Raw genomic sequence first — 13,076 nt, 5'->3', positions numbered from 1 at the left:
CCCATGGCCACCTTCGACCTCGAGCTGGTGAGCCCGGAGCGCCTGCTCCTCTCGCGCCCCGTCGAGATGGCGGTGATCCCGGCGCATGAGGGCGAGATGGGCGTGCTGCCCGGCCATTCCCCGATGATCGTCGCCCTCCGGGGCGGCGTGATCCGGGTGACGGAGGGCGGGCGTGAGACCGAGAGCCTGTTCATCATGGGCGGCTTCGCGGAAATCACCCCCACCCGGATGACGGTGCTGGCCGACGAGGCGACGCCGCTCGCCAGCCTCTCCCGCGCTGCCGCCGCGCAGCGCGTGGCGGAGGCGGAGGCCGCGCTGGCCGCCGCCGCGAACGACGCGCCGGAGGTGCGGGAGCGCGCCGCCGACCGCCTCCTGGCCGTGCGCGCCATGCAGGACGCCGCCGGGGCCGCCTGAGGCGGGCTCGCCGAAGAATTGAAGCGCCCGGCGCCGCTCGGTGCCGGGCGCTTCGTCGTTCGGGCTCGCCGCGTTCCGGGCGGAACGATCCGGGTGGCGGGGCGGTCACAACCCGACGTTGAAACCCGGTGGGACTTGAAAGAATCACCCCGGGACCTGCAAATGCGGAACAGGCGCGGCCCATCCTCCGGCCGCCCCGCGGGAAGACGGATTAAATGAAGCACTGGACGCTCGATCAGATCGCCTGGGACAGTTTCGATCCCTCCAAGGTCGATCCGGAGATCGTGCCACTGGTGAAGGCCGCCGCCCTGGTGGAGAAAAACGGGGTGGACTACGCCGTGTACCTGAACAACGTCTTCGTCGGCGATCCCGACTTCTCCAGGGCCGCCGACAACTGGGCGGTGGAGGAGGTTCAGCACGGCGACGCGCTCGGTCGCTGGGGCGAGATGGCCGATCCCGGTTGGTCCTTCGACGACGCCTTCGCCCGCTACCGCGCCGGCTACAAGATCGACATCAAGGCGGATGCCTCCATCCGCGGCTCCCGCACGGGCGAGCTGATCGCGCGCTGCATGGTGGAGACGGGCACCTCCTCCTACTACACCGCGCTCGGCGACAGCACGGAGGAGCCGGTGCTGCGCCAGGTCTGCCGGTTGATCGCGGCCGACGAGTACCGGCACTTTAAGCTCTTCTACGATCACATGAAGCGGTACCTGGCGCGGGAGAAGCTCTCCTTCCCCAAGCGGCTGCGCGTGGCCGCCGGGCGCATCGGCGAGTCCGAGGACGACGAGCTCGCCTTCGCCTACCACTGCGGCAACGAGACCGCGGACACCCCCTACAGCCACGACCGTTGCATCACCGGCTACATGGGCCGCGCAATGTCCTTCTACCGCTTCCGGCACATCGAGAGGAGCATGGGGATGGTGTTCAAGTCGATCGGGCTGGAGCCCCGCGGTCGCATGTCGGACCTCGCGGCCAAGGGCGCCTGGCGGCTGCTGCAATGGCGGCGTGAGAAGTATCGCCAAGCCCTGCTGCGCGCCGCCAACGAGAACGCCGCGCCCGGCCGCGCCGCCGCATGAGCCCCGCGCTTCCCCCGTCCCTCCCGGCGGGGGAGGCGACCCGTCGCACGGCGCTCAGCATGGCGCTGGCGGGCATGGCCGCCACCGCCCACGCCCAGCAGGCCAGCCCGGAGCTCAACCCGCCCCCCGGCCTGTGGCAGGTCGCGCGGGGCCGCGGCTTCACCTTCGGCGCCGCGGTCCAGGCGAACATGCTGGCGACCGACCCGCTCTACGCCGCCGCCTACGAGCGCGAGGCGGGCGTGCTGGTACCGGAGTTCGAGGCGAAGTGGTCCAGCCTGCAGCCGAAGGAGGGGGAGTTCGACTTCTCCGGGCTGGACGCGATCGTCAACTGGGGCCAGGCCCGGGGCCGCCCCGTCCGCGGCCACGCACTGGTCTGGCACGAGGCCTTCCCGGACTGGGCCCTGGCCGCGATCGCGGAAGGCCCGCAGCGCGCCCGCGGCGTGATGGCCGCCCACATCTCCCGCGTGCTGAACACCACCCGCGCGCGGATCCGCGACTGGGACGTGGTGAACGAGATCGTCGCCGATCCGCCCGGGAGCGACACGCCTCAGGCGGATGGCGAGCTCCGCAATTCCCCCTTCTTCCGCGCCCTCGGCCCCGGCTACATCGAGACCGCCCTTCGCATGTCGCGGGAGCAGGACCCGACGCTGCGCCTCGTGCTGAATGATTACGGGGTGGAGGAGGACACGCCCTGGGCGGAGGAGAAGCGCCGCCGCCTGCTGAACCTCGTCCGCGACCTCGTCCGCAAGCGGGTCCCGCTCGACGCAGTGGGCATCCAGGCGCACCTGCAGATGCGGAACCCCTTCAGCCCCGCGATCTTCGGCAGCTTCCTCCGCGCCCTTCGGGCCGAGGGCGTCTCCGTGCTGATCACGGAGCTGGACGTGCGGGAAGGCGACAGCGTGCCGGAGGACTACGTGGCCAGGGACCGGCTGGTGGCGGACCGCGTCGCCGCCTTCATCTCCGCCTCGGCGGAGGCGGGGGTGCGGACCTTCCTCACCTGGGGCCTCGTGGACCGATTCTCCTGGACGGTGATCCAGGCGGATGTGGCCCGCCGGGACGGCAAGCTGCACCGCGCCCTGCCGCTGGACTGGGAGTACAACCGCAAGGAGATGTGGCGGGCCATGGCCCGCAGCTTCAACACGGCCGCCTAGCCGGGCACGGCGTACCGCGCGAAGTCCAGGGCCAGCCGCTCGTAGATCGGCCGGCGGAAGGGCACGGCGATGGCGGGCAGCTCCGCCAGGGGCACCCAGCGCCAGGCGTCGAATTCCTGGTGCCGGTCGGCATCCAGCCGGATCTCGCTGTCCTCGCCGAGGAAGCGCAGGGCGAACCACAGTTGCGTCTGCCCGCGAAACCGCCCGCCCAGTGCCTTGCCGACGAGGTGGGCGGGCAGGTCGTAGTCCAGCCACTCCTCCATCCGACCCATCACCCGGGCATTGCGCGTGCCGATCTCCTCGGACAGTTCGCGCAGCACAGCGGCCTCGGGCTCCTCGCCCCCGTCCAGCCCGCCCTGCGGCATCTGCCAGGCGCCCGAGGCGGCCTCTCCCGCCGGCTGGTCCGCGCGGCGGCCGATGAAGACCAAGCCTTCGCGGTTGAAGAGGCAGGCGCCGACATTGGGGCGCAAGGGGAGTTGGGTCGAAGGTTGAGTCATCTCGGTTCCCGCGGGATATCCTCGGGGCGACGGATCAGGGCGGTGAGGGGGGCCATCACCGCGCCCCGCTCCGCCAGCCCGGCGGCCCAGGCGGCCACGCGGTCCACCAGCACGGGGGAGACGTCGCCGGCAAGCCCGAGCGCCGTGCCCCTCTCCCGCGCGATGCGCTCCAGCTCCGCCAGCCGGCGGTCGATCTCGCCCCGCGTGGCGGGCTCGTCCACCACCACGTCCACGCTCCGGCCCCAGGCGCGGGCGGGGGAGGGGGCACCGGGGCGTGGATCGACGTAGAGAAGGCCGCGCCCGCGCAGCACGTCCTGCAGCCCGCCCAGGGATTCCGGCAGCGCCGCAAAGCGCTCCCCCCGCATCGGCCCCAGCGCCCCGACCGCCCCCACCTGGCCGGCGATGCGGGAGAGGGACCAGGCCAGCCGGTCCGCGTTCTCCGCCACCGGCAGGGTGGTCAGCAGTGCGCGGTCGCCGGGATCGTTCACCGGGTAGTTGGCGGGTTCCAGCGGCAGCGCGCTGAGCACCTCCATGCCCCGCGCCCGGGCGCGCTCGAGCAGAGGGGCGGGGCGGGCCGCGTAGGGGGAAAAGGCGAGGGCGGCCTCCGGCGGCAGGCGCCGGATCGCCTCCTCGGAGAGGGCGGCGGAGAGGCCGAGGTTGCCGACCACCAGGGCGATGCGCGGGCGCGCCTCGGCGCGGTCATAGGGGCGGCCATAGGCGCGGATGGAGGTGCGCCCATCCACCCCCGCGCGGGGCAGGGGGCCGTGGGGGGAGGGTTCCTGAAGATTCGGGTCCGGCGGCGGGATGGGGCGATCGGTGGACGCCTCCGCCCGGCCGGCCGGGGCGGACAGGGGCGGCGGCTCGGGCGCGCTTGGGGGCGCCTCCGGTGGGCGGGGCTCCGGCGAGCTGGGCTCTGGCGGACGAGGCTCTGGCACCGCCGCAGGTGGCGCGGCTTCGCCCACGGCGGCGGGCACCTCCGGCGAAGCGGGGGCCGGCGCGGCAGGAGCCGGCTCCCCGGCCACCTCCGGCGGGGCGGACGGATCGCCGCCCTCCCGGCGCAGGGAGGCGGGGATCCCGCCCTCGGGCGGCCCCGCCCGGTGCAGGGCGAGAGCGCCGGCCCCGAGCGCGGCGAGAAGGAGCAGCCAGAAGACGCCGAGGGCCTTCATCGCGGGCTTCGGCGTCCTCCCGGCCTCAGCGGCTGGCGCGGCGCTGCGGCGGGTTGGCCGCGATGCTGTGCAGCAGCCCGATGGCCTGCTGGAGCTGGTGGTCCGTCTCCGGCTTCGTCGCGTCGAAGGCGGGCGCGCCCTCCGGCGGCATGCGCTGCACGGCGGAAAGGGTCGCCGGCGGCAGGTTCAGCGGCGGCAGCGGCGCGGGCGGGCGGGCGCTGGCGCCCTGGGCCGTGCCCGGCGTCGGGTTGTTGTCGTTCCGCAAGGCGCGATTCAGGTCCGCCTCGCGGTCGCGCTCGCGGGTCTGCTGCGCGTCCTCGCGCTGGGCCAGCACCTCGATGTCGGGCTGGATGCCGGTCGCCTGGATGGATCGGCCGGAGGGGGTGTAGTAGCGCGCGGTGGTCAGGCGGATGGCGCCGTTCCCCGGCAGCGGCATAACGGTCTGCACGGAACCCTTGCCGAAGCTCTTCACGCCCATGACGATCGCGCGCCGGTGGTCCTGCAGCGCGCCCGCCACGATCTCGGAGGCGGAGGCGGAGCCGGCATTCACCAGCACCACCACGGGCAGGCCGTTGGTGATATCGCCGGACTTGGCGTTCCAGCGCTGCGCGTCCTCCGCCCGGCGGGCACGGGTGGAGACGATCTCGCCCTGGTCCAGGAAGTCGTCGGAGACCTGGATTGCCTGGTCCAGCAGCCCCCCCGGGTTGTTCCTGAGGTCCAGCACGACGCCCTTCAGGTTGCCCCCGGCCTGGGAGCGGAGGCTCTGCAGTGCCCGGCGCAGGCCCACCTCGGTCTGCTCGTTGAAGGAGGTCAGGCGGATATAGGCGATGTCCCCCTGCTCCAGCCGCGCGCGCACCACCTGCGGGCGGATCACGTCGCGGGTCAGGCTCACCTCGATCGGGGTGGCCGTGCCCTCGCGCCGGATGGTCAGGCGGATGCTCGTGCCCCGCTCGCCCCGCATCTGGTCCACCGCCTCCTGGAGGGTGAGGCCCTGGGTCGTCTTCTCGTTGATGTGGGTGATCAGGTCGCCGGGCTTCACCCCGGCGCGGGCGGCCGGCGTGTCGTCGATGGGGGAGATCACCTTCACGTAGCCGGCCTCCTGCGAGACCTCGATGCCCAGCCCACCGAACTCGCCGCGGGTCTGCACCTGCATGTCGCGGAAGTTGCGAAGGTTCATGTAGGAGGAGTGCGGGTCCAGCCCCTGCAGCATCCCGTTGATCGCGTTCTCGATCACCTCGCGGTCGTTCACGGGCTCCACGTACTCGGCCCGCACCCGCTCGAACACGTCGCCGAACAGGTTCAGCAGCCGGTAGGTCTCGGCGCGCGATCCCTCCTGGGCCCAGGCCGTCACCACGGGGCCGGCGATGGCGCCGGCGGTGAAGGCGGCGGCCACGGCCGCGACGGTGCGGGCGCGGAAGCGGGACCTCCCGCCGTTCTCGGCCCCGTTGCCCTCGCCCGCGTTTCCGCCCGCGCTGCTGTTGGTCGAGGAACGCTCAGCAGGAACTCGCATCCGTCAGACACCCCTCTCGCCGCGGTGGGCCACGGCGCTGTCATATTGCCGCGGGGCGTGCTGCCCAGCAGTTAAGCCACGCGGGGTGCCGGCGCGCGGCAGCCCCTGCGCGTCAGCCCCTGGAAGTCCAGCCCGCGGGGTCCACGGGTTGCCCGCTGCGGCGCAGTTCAAGGTATAGCGTCGCGCGGCCCCCGCCAGATACCCCGGCGTTACCAAGTGTTCCCACGGCCTCCCCGGCCAGAACGCGCTGCCCGGGCTCCGCGTCCAGCCGGTCGAGACCGGCCAGGACGAAATGGTATCCGCCGCCGCAATCCACAATCAACATCCGCCCGTAGGACCGGAACGGGCCGGAGAAGACCACCCGCCCGCCGCAGGGGCTGACCACCCGCGCCCCGGCGGGGGCGGACCAGGTCTGGCCATTGGCCCCGCCCTGGCCGAAGGCCCGCTGGACGGACCCCGCCACGGGCGCCCCGCGGCTGACGCGGGGCGGCGCCGCGGCCTCGCGGAGCCGCTCCCGCGCGGCCTCGGCGCTCTCCCGCGCCTCCTGCTCCTCCCGCGCGGCCTGGCGCGCCTCGTTCTCCCGCGCGCGGGTCTCGGCCTCCTGGCGGCGCCCGGCCGCCTCGCGCTCGCGGGCCTCGGCCGCGCGCTCGCGCCGCTCCGCCTCGGCGCGCTCCCGCGCCTCCCGCGCGCGGGCCTCGCGCTCCAGCCGCTCCACCGCGCCGCGCAGGTCCCGGGCGCCGGCCGCGGCGTCGGCGGCGCGGCGGGTGGCGGTGTCCTCGGCGTCCCGTGCAACCTCCCGCCGGGCGCGGGCCTCGGCCAGCGCCGCCTCCACCGCCTCCGCCGCCTCCCTGGCCGCGGCGCGGGCGGCCACCAGCCGGGCCCGCTCCGCCTCCAGCACGACCGTCTTCCGGTCCGCCTCCTCCTTCGCCGCGCGGTACTCCGCCGCCTCCCGCGCCAGGCGGGCGGCGACCCCGCGCAGCACCAGCGCGCCGCGCAGCGCCTCCTCCGGCGGGGCGGGGATCACCAGCAGCGTCTCGGCCGGCCAGAGGCCGAGGCGGCGCATGGCGGGGATCAGGGGCGCCAGCGCCTCGGCGCGCCGCGTCAGGTCGGCCTCGGCGGCCTCGCGGGCGGCGGCGGCGGCCTCCAGCCGCCCCTCCGCCTCGGCCACGGCCTCCTCGGCGGCAACGGCCCGCCGCCCCGCCTCAGCGCGGCGGGCGGAGAGGGCGCGCTCCGCCGCCTCCGCCGTGCGGGCGTCGCGGGCGATGGCGGCGGCCTCGTCGCGCGCCGTGCGGGCGCCGCGCTCCACCTCCTCCAGGGCGCGACGGCTGGGCTGCGCCAGGACGAGGGAGGGGATCAGCCCGAGCAGCAGGGCGAGGCGGAGGGTTCCGCCCCGCCGCGCCTGTGGGAAGGGGGCGCGGGCGCCACCCGGGCTCACGTCATGCTCACCCGGTCGTCGTCGCCCGGGGCGGGGTGTTGATCAGGCTCCGTCCGGTCATGGCCTGCGGCTGGGGCAGGCCGAGCAGCGCCAGCATCGTGGGCGCCAGATCCGCCAGCCGGCCGTCATGCAGCGAGATGCCCGCAGGGCCCCCCATCAGCAGCACGGGCACGGGATTCAGCGTGTGCGCCGTGTGCGGGCCGCCCGTGACGGGATCCCGCATCATCTCCGCGTTGCCGTGGTCCGCCGTGACCAGCAGCGCGCCGCCGGCATCCCGGATGGCCCCGGCGATCCGGCCCAGCCCGGCATCCGCCGCCTCGCAGGCCTTGATGGCGGCCTCCAGCCTGCCGGTGTGCCCGACCATGTCGGCGTTGGCGAAGTTGAGGATGATCATGTCGTAGTCGCCGGAGCGGATCGCGGCCTCCGCCTTCTCCGCCAGCTCCGGCTCCGACATCTCCGGCTGCAGGTCGTAGGTCGCGACCTTCGGCGAGGCGACCATCACCCGGTCCTCGCCGGGCGAGGGCGTCTCCTCCCCGCCGTTCAGGAAGTAGGTGACGTGCGGGTACTTCTCCGTCTCCGCCATGCGGAGCTGTCTCAGTCCCGCCATCGACACCGTCGGGCCGAGCAGGTCAGCCATGGATTGAGGCGGGAAGAGCGTGTCCAGGAAGGGATTCAACGCCTCGGAATACTCCGTCATCCCGATGGCGGCGCAGAACGCCGGCGCGCGCGGCCGGTCGAAGCCGCCGAAGGCCGGGTCCAGCAGCGCGGCAAGGATCTGGCGCACCCGGTCCGCGCGGAAGTTGAAGCAGACCAGCGCGTCCCCGTCCTTCATGCCCGCATAGCCCGGCAGGACCGTGGCCGGGACGAACTCGTCCGTCTTGCCCGCGGCATGGGCGGCCCGCACCGCCTCCAGCGCCGTCGGGGCGCTCGCCCCCTCGGCGAGCACCATGGCCCGCCAGGCCTGGGAGACACGCTCCCAGCGGTTGTCGCGGTCCATCGCGAAGTAGCGCCCGGTGACGGTGACAATGCGCGCCCCGTCCGGCAGGGCCATCTCGAAGGCGGGCAGGGTGGTCTCGGCCCCCTGGGGCGCGGTGTCCCGGCCATCGGTCCAGGCATGGACGGCCACGGGGATGCCCTGCGCCGCCACGATCCGCGCGATTGCCAGCGCGTGGTCCTGGTGCGCGTGCACGCCGCCGGGGGAGAGCAGGCCGAGGAGGTGCAGCGTGCCGCCCGTGGCCTTCAGCTTCGCCCCCAGGGCCACGAGCGGCGGTAGGGCGGCGAGGGAGCCGTCCGCGACGGCGGCGCCGATGCGCGGCAGGTCCTGCATCACCACCCGCCCGGCGCCGATGTTCAGGTGCCCCACCTCGGAATTGCCCATTTGCCCCTCCGGCAGGCCCACATCGGGGCCGCAGGTGCGCAGGAAGGCGCGCGGGCAGGAGGACCAGAGGCCGTCGAAGGTCGGTGTATCCGCCAGGAGCACGGCATTGTCCGCCCGCTCCTCCCGCCAGCCCCAGCCATCGAGGATGACGAGCATGACGGGCTTCGGACGGGCCATCGGGCGCTCCTGGCGTGCGGGGTGGCCTGCCATAGCGCCGGGGCAGGGGCTTGAACAGGGCGCCGCCCCCTCGCTGCCCCGCCGCCGCCGCCTCCGCCGCGCGATCTCCGGAAAGAGCCAGCCTTGCAACATGGTGAGACCGGCCCGATGACCCGGCCATGCCCGCCCGCATGCCCCAGCTCGTCTCCGTCCAGTACCTGCGGGCGCTCGCCGCGCTGATGGTGGTGCTCTACCACGCCCGGCTGCAGACGGACCGGCTCGGGCTCCCCCTGGCGGGCACGGACTGGCTCGCGGGCGGGGTGGACGTGTTCTTCGTCATCAGCGGGCTCATCATGTGGGTGACGACGAGCCTGCAGCCCGTGAGGCCCGCCGCCTTCCTGTGGCGCCGGGCCGTGCGGGTGGTGCCGCTCTACTGGGTCCTCACCGCGATGCTCGTGGCCGTCTCCCTCGTCGCGCCCAGCCTTCTCCGCACGGCGCGCTTCGACCCGGCGCACACGCTGGCCTCCTTCCTGTTCCTGCCCTGGCCGCACCCTGCCATGGGGCTGCCCCTGCCGGTCCTCATCCCCGGCTGGACCCTGAACTACGAGATGGCCTTCTACCTTCTCTTCGGCCTGGCCCTGCTGCTGCCCGCGCGGGCGCGGTTCTGGGCGGTGGGGGCGGCGCTGGCCCTGCCCGTGGCCCTGGCGCAGCTCCTGCCCCGGCCTGGCCTCGGGCTCGCCTTCTACGGCTCCACCGTGGTGCTGGAGTTCTGGCTGGGCATGGCGCTCGGGCGGCTGCTGCTCGCCGGGCGGATGCCGGGGCCGGGCGCCTCCGCCGCGCTGCTGGCGCTGGGCTTCGCCCTGCTTCCCCTGGGCTGGACGCTGTCGGAGCCCCTCTCCCGCGGGCTCGCCCTCGGCCCCCCCGCCGCGCTGGTCGTGCTCGGCGCCCTGGGGCTGGAGGCGGCGGGGCGGGTGCCCTCACGGCGGGGGCCCCTGCTGCTCGGCGACGCCTCCTACGCCCTCTATCTCTGCCACGGCACCGTGCTGGCAGCGCTGGCGGAGGCCTGGCGGCGCCTGCCCATGCCGGGCGGGATGGGGGGCACGCTGCTCTTCCTTCTCGTCGCGGCCGGCGCCTGCATCGCGGCGGGGCTGGTGCTCTACTGGCTGGTGGAGATGCCGCTGCGGCGGGCGATGCGGGGCCGGGCCGTGCGGGCCGCCCCCGTTCAGGCCCGGGCGGTGTAGGCCCGGAAGACCTCCAACTCCGTCGCGCAGGCCGCGTCGCGGAACCCGGCCGCGCCCAGCGCGCCGAGGATGGTCTCCGCCGGCACGCAGGCCTCGATCGTCTCCCAGTAGTAGCGCATCAGCTCGCCGGAGCGGTGCCGGGGCGCGGCGATGCGGCAGAGGGCGGGGATCACCGCGCCCATGTAGAAGCGCTCCACCATCCGGGCGAGTCGGCTCTCCGGCCGCCCGATCTCCAGCAGCAGCACCGTGCCGCCCGGGCGCAGCACGCGCCGGTACTCCGCGAAGGCCGCGCCGAGATCGGCCACGTGGCGCAGCGCGTAGCCCATGGAGAGGAAGTCCATGCTGCCGTCCGGCAGAGGGATCCGCTCCGCCCGCCCCTGGACGAGGGTGACGCCGGGCAGGCTCTTCCGCGCCTCCGCCAGCATCCCCTCGCTCGGGTCCAGCCCGGTGACGAGGGCGGGGTCGCCGGTGATCGCCACGGCCTGCCGCGCGACGAGCCCGGTGCCTACGGCCACGTCCAGCACCCGCATCCCCGGCCGCAGCCCCGCCTCCCGCAGCGCGCGGCGGCGGTAGCCCGGCCCGGTGCCGAGAGAGAAGACGCGGTCGATCCGGTCGTAATGCGGCGCCGTCTCGTCGAAGAGGCTGCGGACGAAGCCCTCCCGCTCCTCCGCCCGGCCGTAGCGGTGGGCGAGGACGGGGTGGGGGGCCACGGCGTCGGTGTCCGGCGTGGTCCGGGTCATGCGGGGCCACTCCCTGGAGGATGGGCGGGCAGGAATCGCCCGCCCGGCCGCCAGGTGCAAGGGCTGTCTGGAGGAGCCGTGCAGGAGGGACGGCGCCGGGATCAGTCCGGCAGGGGCGAGACGCCGAAGATGGCGGGGTGGAGGTGCAGCATCGCCGCCCAGGCCAGCAGCCCCACCAGGGCCGGCAAGGCCACCTCCCGCCAGGCCAGATGGTTCCGCGCGCCCAGCACGGCGCCGAAGGGCAGGACCGAGGTGCGGGCCGCGAAGCCGGCCCAGCCCTGCGGGTCCCGCGCCGCCACCTTGGCGTCCAGCGAGGGCATGCCGAGCGCGGCCGTGGCCAGGAAGGCACCGAAGAAGACGAGGGAGGAGAGGTCGCCATTGCCGAGGATGTGGACCGCCGCCCAGATGGCGAAGGACCAGAGCATCGGGTGCCGCGTGATCCGCAGCACGCCCCGCGGCTCCGCCGACAGCGCCCCGCCCTGGCCCACCGCGGTCGGGTTCCGCGCCATGAGGCTGCCGGCGAAGAGGATGAAGGCGGGGAGCATCGCCGCCACCAGCACCCAGCCGAGGGGGCGCGGCACGGCCCAGAGCGGCGCCGTGCGCGCGCTGCGCCAGGCCAGCACCAGAAGGGTGATCGCGAGGGCGGAGGCGAGGGAGAAGGTGGCCCGGAACCCGCCCTCGCCCAGCCGCGCCGCCCAGGCCGCCCGCGCCCGCGTGCCGGCAATGCCGACGTGGAGCCCGATCCAGATCATCGCTGCGACGACGAGTGCGATCATAAGGGCGAGCTTACCTCACATCCCCGTGACCACAACGTTTTTCGCGGGGGGGCCGCGGATTAGCCCGGCCGCCAGGCGCGGTGGTAAGGGTGGTTCGTGCGGATGCACTGCGACCGGAACAACGCCTCGGCCAGCAGCCCGCGCACCAGCATGTGCGGCCAGGTGAGCGGGCCGAGGGAGAGGCGGTGGTCGGCGCGGGCCAGCACCGCCTCGTCCAGCCCTTCAGCCCCGCCGATGACGAGGGCGAGCTGGCGTCCGGATTCCGCCCAGCCCGCCGTCAGGGCCGCCAGCCGCGCGCTGTCCGGCATCTCGCCGCCGAGGTCGAGCGCCACGGCCAGCGCCTCCGCCGGGATGGCGGCGAGGAGAAGCGCGCCCTCCCGCCGCCGGATCTCGGCGGGGGTGCCCTTCGCCTCCGCCAGTTCCCGCAGGTGCAGGGCCGGGCGGAGGCGGGCGTTGTAGTGCTCGAACAGCGCCGCCTCCGGCCCGCCGCGGGCGCGACCGACGGCGAGAAGAAGGGGCGGCTTCAGTCCTGCTTACCCTTCCTGCGGGTGTTCGCGCCCTCGCTCAGCGAGGCGGCCCCGCCCGACTCCTCGTCCGGGAAGGTGGGCTGCATGTCCTCGCCGGTGACGTCGAAGGCGAAGCCGGCCGGGCCGTCCAGCGCCTCGCCGCGGGGCAGGATGGCGCCGTCGCCGTTCCCGCCCGGGCGGCCATCGCCCAGCTCGCCGATATAGGCGCGGTCCTGCGCGTCTCCGGCCTGCGCGTCGTCGGCGTCGCCGTCCACGATCGGCTTGCGGGGATCGGGATCGGCCGCGGTCTCGTCGCCGTTCATGTCATCGTCCCCATCGGTGTCGTCGTCGTCATCATCGTCGTCGTCGTCGTCCAGGTCCTCGCTCCGGACGACCTCGTCGGCGTCGAGATCCTCGTCGTCCAGCCCCTCGTCGTCGGCCTCGGCCGCACCCTCATCCCCGGCCGTCCCGCCGGAGGGGCGCGACGGCATGGTGGTCTCCTCGGGCGCGGGGCTGTCCGGGCCCCACATGCGCTCCAGCGCGTAGTTCTGCCGCGCCTCGGGCTTGAAGAGGTGGATCACCAGGTCCCCGGCATCGAGCAGCACCCAGTCCGGCGAGGCCTCCGTGCGGATGCGGCGGATGCCGTGCTCGGCCAGGGCCTCCTCCACGTGGCGCGCCATGGCCTCGATCTGCCGCTCCGCGAGGCCGGTGGCGACCACCATGCGGTCGGCGAAGGCGGAGCGGGAGGCGACGTCCAGCACCACCACGTTCTCGGCCTTGTCGTCCTCCAGGCTCGTCACGGTGGCGCGCACCAGCTCCTCCAGCCGGTCGGGGCTGGGGGCGGGGCGGGGCGGCGTGCGCCCGCGCCCCTTCGGGCCGGCGACGGTGGCGCGCTTGCGCGAGGTGGGGGCGGGCTCCGCCTCCAGCTCCGCGATGCGGGCCGCGGTCTCGTCGGGCACGGCCTTGGCCGCGCGGGCGCGGGACGGAGCCTTCACGGGAGGCTGCGCCGCGACCTCCGTCCCGGTCCTGG

12 protein-coding genes and 1 pseudogene are annotated in these 13,076 nt (G+C 74.6%); 4 read left to right on the top strand and 9 right to left on the bottom strand.

Annotation, left to right across the window (positions count from 1 at the left end):
• The first annotated feature begins 3 nt into the window (after positions 1-3).
• From atpC to VQH23_RS25450, 3 genes are all read left to right on the top strand, one after another.
• On the top strand, positions 4-414 hold the full coding sequence (gene atpC, locus VQH23_RS25460; protein ID WP_338663485.1) for an ATP synthase F1 subunit epsilon: 411 nt from the start codon (positions 4-6) through the stop codon (positions 412-414).
• Between the two features lie 215 nt (positions 415-629).
• On the top strand, positions 630-1,490 hold the full coding sequence (locus tag VQH23_RS25455) for a ferritin-like domain-containing protein (RefSeq protein WP_338663484.1): 861 nt from the start codon (positions 630-632) through the stop codon (positions 1,488-1,490).
• Positions 1,487-2,641, top strand: coding sequence for an endo-1,4-beta-xylanase (locus VQH23_RS25450; protein WP_338663483.1), 1,155 nt, complete (start codon positions 1,487-1,489; stop codon positions 2,639-2,641). The genes VQH23_RS25455 and VQH23_RS25450 overlap by 4 nt, the downstream gene beginning before the upstream one ends.
• Here the strand turns inward: VQH23_RS25450 and VQH23_RS25445 are convergent.
• From VQH23_RS25445 to gpmI, 5 genes are all read right to left on the bottom strand, one after another.
• Entirely contained in the window at positions 2,638-3,138 is a 501-nt protein-coding gene (locus tag VQH23_RS25445) for an RNA pyrophosphohydrolase (RefSeq protein ID WP_338663481.1), read from the bottom strand. The genes VQH23_RS25450 and VQH23_RS25445 overlap by 4 nt on opposite strands.
• Complete coding sequence (locus VQH23_RS25440; protein ID WP_338663480.1) at positions 3,135-4,304, bottom strand: divergent polysaccharide deacetylase family protein; 1,170 nt, start codon at positions 4,302-4,304, stop codon at positions 3,135-3,137. Before VQH23_RS25440 ends, VQH23_RS25445 begins: the two co-directional genes overlap by 4 nt.
• A 25-nt stretch (positions 4,305-4,329) precedes the next feature.
• Complete coding sequence (locus tag VQH23_RS25435) at positions 4,330-5,814, bottom strand: S41 family peptidase (RefSeq protein ID WP_338663479.1); 1,485 nt, start codon at positions 5,812-5,814, stop codon at positions 4,330-4,332.
• A gap of 112 nt (positions 5,815-5,926) precedes the next feature.
• Positions 5,927-7,249, bottom strand: a complete 1,323-nt coding sequence (locus tag VQH23_RS25430) for a peptidoglycan DD-metalloendopeptidase family protein (RefSeq protein ID WP_338663478.1) — start codon at positions 7,247-7,249, stop codon at positions 5,927-5,929.
• Between the two features lie 7 nt (positions 7,250-7,256).
• On the bottom strand, positions 7,257-8,804 hold the full coding sequence (gene gpmI / locus VQH23_RS25425; RefSeq protein ID WP_338663476.1) for a 2,3-bisphosphoglycerate-independent phosphoglycerate mutase: 1,548 nt from the start codon (positions 8,802-8,804) through the stop codon (positions 7,257-7,259).
• Positions 8,805-8,962: 158 nt separating this feature from the next.
• On the opposite strand from gpmI, the gene VQH23_RS25420 reads away from it, so the two are divergent.
• Complete coding sequence (locus VQH23_RS25420; RefSeq protein ID WP_338663475.1) at positions 8,963-10,024, top strand: acyltransferase; 1,062 nt, start codon at positions 8,963-8,965, stop codon at positions 10,022-10,024.
• Here the strand turns inward: VQH23_RS25420 and VQH23_RS25415 are convergent.
• From VQH23_RS25415 to rsfS, 4 genes and pseudogenes are all read right to left on the bottom strand, one after another.
• Positions 10,006-10,764 carry a class I SAM-dependent methyltransferase gene (locus VQH23_RS25415; RefSeq protein WP_338663474.1) on the bottom strand — a complete coding sequence of 253 codons (759 nt, stop codon included), beginning with the start codon at positions 10,762-10,764 and terminating at the stop codon, positions 10,006-10,008. The genes VQH23_RS25420 and VQH23_RS25415 overlap by 19 nt on opposite strands.
• Positions 10,765-10,865: 101 nt before the next feature.
• On the bottom strand, positions 10,866-11,540 hold the full coding sequence (locus VQH23_RS25410) for an NnrU family protein (RefSeq protein ID WP_338663473.1): 675 nt from the start codon (positions 11,538-11,540) through the stop codon (positions 10,866-10,868).
• 59 nt (positions 11,541-11,599) lie between these two features.
• Positions 11,600-12,067 (bottom strand): 23S rRNA (pseudouridine(1915)-N(3))-methyltransferase RlmH, encoded by a 468-nt coding sequence (locus VQH23_RS25405; RefSeq protein ID WP_338666161.1) that lies wholly within the window; start codon positions 12,065-12,067, stop codon positions 11,600-11,602.
• Between the two features lie 494 nt (positions 12,068-12,561).
• Positions 12,562-12,981 (bottom strand): annotated as a pseudogene (rsfS, locus tag VQH23_RS25400) (ribosome silencing factor); the annotation flags it as partial.
• Positions 12,982-13,076: the final 95 nt, after the last annotated feature.

It is taken from the genome of Pararoseomonas sp. SCSIO 73927, assembly GCF_037040815.1.
Lineage (GTDB): Bacteria > Pseudomonadota > Alphaproteobacteria > Acetobacterales > Acetobacteraceae > Roseomonas.
This window is presented reverse-complemented; position numbering and strand designations above follow the sequence as displayed.

Bases quoted from the DNA above. Each gene is read 5' to 3' on its own strand.
- atpC (WP_338663485.1), top strand. From the start codon at position 4: ATGGCCACCTTCGACCTCGAGCTGGTGAGCCCGGAGCGCCTGCTCCTC.
- VQH23_RS25455 (WP_338663484.1), top strand. From the start codon at position 630: ATGAAGCACTGGACGCTCGATCAGATCGCCTGGGACAGTTTCGATCCC.
- VQH23_RS25450 (WP_338663483.1), top strand. From the start codon at position 1,487: ATGAGCCCCGCGCTTCCCCCGTCCCTCCCGGCGGGGGAGGCGACCCGT.
- VQH23_RS25445 (WP_338663481.1), bottom strand. From the start codon at position 3,138: ATGACTCAACCTTCGACCCAACTCCCCTTGCGCCCCAATGTCGGCGCC.
- VQH23_RS25440 (WP_338663480.1), bottom strand. From the start codon at position 4,304: ATGAAGGCCCTCGGCGTCTTCTGGCTGCTCCTTCTCGCCGCGCTCGGG.
- VQH23_RS25435 (WP_338663479.1), bottom strand. From the start codon at position 5,814: ATGCGAGTTCCTGCTGAGCGTTCCTCGACCAACAGCAGCGCGGGCGGA.
- gpmI (WP_338663476.1), bottom strand. From the start codon at position 8,804: ATGGCCCGTCCGAAGCCCGTCATGCTCGTCATCCTCGATGGCTGGGGC.
- VQH23_RS25420 (WP_338663475.1), top strand. From the start codon at position 8,963: ATGCCCGCCCGCATGCCCCAGCTCGTCTCCGTCCAGTACCTGCGGGCG.
- VQH23_RS25415 (WP_338663474.1), bottom strand. From the start codon at position 10,764: ATGACCCGGACCACGCCGGACACCGACGCCGTGGCCCCCCACCCCGTC.
- VQH23_RS25410 (WP_338663473.1), bottom strand. From the start codon at position 11,540: ATGATCGCACTCGTCGTCGCAGCGATGATCTGGATCGGGCTCCACGTC.